Below are 2,778 nucleotides of genomic sequence, written 5' to 3'. Positions count from 1 at the left end.
GCATTGTCAATGCAAAGATCATGAACGGCATTGGCAATCAACAGCTTGATCCGAAAGGAAATTACACCTATGCGCAAGCAGCGGCAACCATAGAGAATATGTTAAAGAGCATTGGGCTCATTAATCAATAATTCGGTACCAATGTCATTAGAAACAGCAGGTCTTTAAAAGCCTGCTGTTTTTTGTTTTATTTATATAAATAGCAATGAATTTTTGCAGAAAAAATAACGCTAAATTTGAGCTTGAAAAAACTTGTTGAAAAACAAGTTTATTTTTTGTAAAATTTAAAAATTAGTAATAATTTTCGAATAAAAAAAGGTATAATAGTATTTGTTGTCATAAGGAAATGGTCCTGATCAATCACTGCTTTATGAGTAGCAGAAACAAAATGAGCATTAAGGGTTTCTTAGTGGACTTCGGGAAAGGCCAACTGGGAGATCCTAAATAAATATAATAGATGATTAGCATAAAGAATGGAGGCAGAAATGAGATTTAAAAAATACTTTGCAGTTCTAATTGGTGTAATGATATTAGTGGGCTTGGGATCCTACAATACATATGCAGCAGTTAATACGCCCTTTGAAGGAAATTTGCTAGAAGGGAATACTTTTATACGACCGATGACACCTGCAGATGAGAGGGAAGACGGTTCTAGTTTTACTGATGTTTACGATGCTTCTCAGGTAAAAGCGGGAACAGATGCCTATCTTAGAAATTTTTACGCCGTAAAAATTGTACCAAGTAAGAGTGGCAATTACACATTTAAGGTTGATGATGCACCATATGATACATTTCTCATTCTGTATAAAGACAAATTTGACCCAGCAAAGCCATTGGAAAATTTTATGATATGTAATGATGATACTAGTGAAAATACATTATCAATGTTACCGAATATATCTTTAACGGCGAATACCACCTATTATATTGTCATGACAAGTTTCAATACATCAACGACTGGGGCGGTAGATTTTAGCGCAAGCGGCTCGGGGAGTGTAGCACACAATGAGGCTGCTTATTATATGGTCACATTTGAGGATTATGATGGGGCAATATTAAAGTCACAAAGTGTGGAACGTGGCTTATCGGCATCGGCGCCATCAGAACCGACGCGTACGGGCTATACCTTTGACAAATGGAGCGAAGGCTTTACAAATGTAACATCGGATTTGACAATAACAGCGCAGTATAAAGTTAACAGCTATAAAGTAACCTTTGTCGATTATAACGACACAATCATTAAAGAGCAAACCGTTGAATACGGATCTGCTGCCACCGCACCGGAAGCGCCAACGAGAGATGGCTATGCCTTTGCGGGTTGGAATAATGCTTACAACAACATCACATCAGCGATGACTGTAAAGGCGACTTATGTTCAAGCACATACGGTTACGTTTAAAGACTATGATGGCTCAACAATAAGCACTGATACTGTTAAAAATGGGGAAGATGCTACAGCCCCATCAGAGCCGACGCGTACTGGCTATACTTTTGACAAATGGAGCGCAGGCTTCACAAATGTAACATCGGATTTGACAATAATAGCACAGTATAAGATTAACAGCTATAAAGTAACCTTTGTCGATTATAATGACACAATCATTAATGAGCAAAATGTTGACTATGGCTCTGCTGCCACCGCACCGGAAGCGCCAACGAGAGATGGCTATGTCTTTACGGGTTGGAATACGGCTTACAATAACATCACATCAGCACTGACTGTAAAGGCGACTTATGCTAAGTTGTATACTGTTACATTTGTTGACCCAGATAATAAGACCATAAGCACAGTAACCGTCAAGGAAGGTAATGCTGCAACCGCGCCAACGCCGCCGACGCGAACCGGCTATACTTTTGACAAATGGAGCGCAAGCTTCACAAATGTTGCAGCGGATTTGACAATAACAGCACTGTATAAAATTAACAGTTATAAAGTATCTTTTGTCGATTATAATGGCACGACCATAGATGAGCAAACCGTTGATTATGGTTCCGCCGCTACCGCGCCATCAGATCCGACACGTACGGGTTATACCTTCACAGGCTGGGATGTGGCATACAATAATATCACATCGGCGTTAACCGTAACCGCGCAGTATAACATCAACAGTTATGATGTTGTCTTTAAGGACTATGAAGGAACGGAGTTGAAAACAGAATCCGTCGACTACGGTTCCGCAGCAACGGCACCATCAGAGCCGACACGTACGGGCTATACCTTCACCGGCTGGGATGTGGCATATAATAACATTACATCGGCGCTGACCGTAACAGCGCAGTACAGCATCAACAGTTATAACGTCGTCTTCAAAGATTACGATGGCACAGAACTAAAAACAGAATCCGTCAACTACGGTTCTGCTGCAACCGCGCCATCAGAGCCGACACGTACGGGTTATACCTTCACTGGTTGGGATGTGGCATACAACAACATTACATCAGCGTTAACCGTAACCGCGCAGTATAACATCAACAGTTATGATGTCGTCTTTAAAGACTATGAAGGAACGGAACTAAAAACAGAATCCGTCAACTACGGTTCTGCTGCAACCGCGCCATCAGAGCCGACACGTACGGGTTATACCTTCACCGGTTGGGATGTGGCATACAACAACATTACATCAGCGTTAACCGTAACGGCGCAGTACAGCATCAACAGTTATAACGTCGTCTTCAAAGATCACGATGGCACAGAATTGAAAACAGAATCCGTCAACTACGGCTCCGCCGCAACGGCACCAGCAGATCCAACATGGACGGGTCATACCTTTACCGGTT

At 41.7% G+C, this 2,778-nt stretch carries 1 protein-coding gene; it reads left to right on the top strand.

Translation table 11 applies throughout. The features are described 5' to 3' along the window. Positions 1 to 485 precede the first annotated feature (485 nt). Positions 486 to 2,778: InlB B-repeat-containing protein (locus tag KHM83_RS19440; protein WP_213238700.1), on the top strand; the 2,293-nt coding region annotated here is incomplete at its 3' end.

It is taken from the genome of Fusibacter paucivorans, assembly GCF_018390735.1.
Taxonomy (GTDB): Bacteria; Bacillota; Clostridia; order Peptostreptococcales; family Acidaminobacteraceae; genus Fusibacter; species Fusibacter paucivorans.
This window is presented reverse-complemented; position numbering and strand designations above follow the sequence as displayed.